Here is a 1,581-nt window from a genome sequence, read left to right as displayed (position 1 = left end):
AGATGTGTATAAGGGATAGGGAGGAGGAGGGCGCCCAGACCCTCACCCTGGGCGCCCTCCTCCTCCTGTCCCGTCTCCTCACCACCCACGGCTTCACCCACGCGCCGGCACTCGTCCTGACCGCCACGGCCATGACGGAGCTGACGGCCATCGCCTCGGTCTTCGCCGCCCGCCTCCCGGGCTGCGACTTCCTGGGCACCCCGATCGAGACCCTCGCCGAGACATGGGGCCCGGGCAGCGTCCCGACGCTCGCCTGCGCGGCAGGAGCGCTCGCCCTCCTGCTGCACGCCACCCGCAGGCTGACGAGGGCCTCGGCCCACGCCCCGACGGACCAGCGGTGGTGAGGCGACGCGGCGCGAACCCGACGACGCACGACGAAGCAGCACGGCGCCCCGCGCGCCCCCACTCACACCAGCAGGCCGTCGCAGGCATCTCGCCCCACCGTCGACGGCACACCGTTCTGACAGGAGAGCACCACATGAACACCTCCCGACCCGAAGACCCGGCGACGGGAGCCGCACGATGAGGGTTCTGCTGATCGGAGCCAACGGCTACCTCGGCCGCTTCGTCGCCGACCGTCTGCTCGCCGACCCGGCCGTCCAGCTCACCGCCCTCGGCCGCGGCGACGACGCCGACGTCCGCTTCGACCTCGCGTCCGGCAGTCCCGGAGCACTCACCCGCTTCCTCGACGCGGTCCACCCCGGCGTGGTCATCAACTGCGCGGGCGCCACCCGCGGCGGCGCCCGTGACCTCGCCCGCCACAACACCGTCGCCGTGGCCACCGTCTGCGAGGCCCTGCGCCGCAGCGGCTGCGGGGCACGGCTGGTCCAGATCGGCTGCGGCGCCGAGTACGGCCCGAGCCAGCCCGGCTCCTCCACCGCCGAGGACGCCGTCCCCCGTCCCGGCGGCCCGTACGGCGTCAGCAAACTCGCCGCCACCGAACTGGTCCTGGGATCCGGCCTGGACGCGGTCGTCCTCCGCGTGTTCTCACCGGCGGGCCCCGGCACCCCCGCGGGATCCCCGCTCGGCCGCCTCGCCGAGGCCATGCGCCGCGCCATGCAGTCCGGCGACGGCGAACTCAAGCTCGGCGGGCTCGGCGTCCAGCGCGACTTCATCGATGTCCGCGACGTCGCCCGCGCCGTCCACGCCGCCAGCCTCTCCGCCGCACAGGGCGTCATCAACATCGGCTCCGGCCGTGCCATCCGCCTCCGGGACGCCGCCGCCGTCCTGGCCCGCGTGGCCGGATACGGGGGCGCCCTCCACGAACTCGACGGACCTCCCGGCCCGCTCAGGGCATCCATCGGCCACCCCCGCCCCGAACCAGACCATGCCGCGCCGGCCGCGTACCCGTACCCGGACGGTTGCGGCAGCTGGCAGCAGGCCGACGTGCGCACCGCACGCGACCGGCTCGGCTGGCGCCCCCGGATCAATCTCGAAGAGTCCCTCGCCGACATCTGGATGGAGGCGGCATGCCGCATCTGACCAGCACGACTGGCGCTTATACACATCTCCGCGCCCACGCGACCCCTGAGCCTCTCGCGTGCCGCCTGCCTCTTGAACTAACAAACTGCACATCCTGCT

The 1,581-nt window shown here is 73.4% G+C and carries 1 protein-coding gene and 1 pseudogene; both read left to right on the top strand.

Annotated features, from left to right (window positions below; translation table 11 throughout):
* A pseudogene (locus HLK59_RS49865) lies at positions 1-344 on the top strand (hypothetical protein); the annotation flags it as partial.
* A 178-nt stretch (positions 345-522) separates the two neighbouring features.
* Entirely contained in the window at positions 523-1,482 is a 960-nt protein-coding gene (locus HLK59_RS49860) for an NAD-dependent epimerase/dehydratase (protein ID WP_171148307.1), read from the top strand.
* Positions 1,483-1,581: the final 99 nt, after the last annotated feature.

Source organism: Streptomyces sp. S3(2020) (assembly GCF_013044505.1).
Lineage (GTDB): Bacteria > Actinomycetota > Actinomycetes > Streptomycetales > Streptomycetaceae > Streptomyces.
Note: the sequence above shows the minus strand (reverse complement) of the source record. Positions and strands in the feature narration are given on the sequence as shown.

Excerpts from the sequence above, each read along its gene's own strand:
- HLK59_RS49860 (WP_171148307.1), top strand. The coding sequence starts at position 523 with ATGAGGGTTCTGCTGATCGGAGCCAACGGCTACCTCGGCCGCTTCGTC.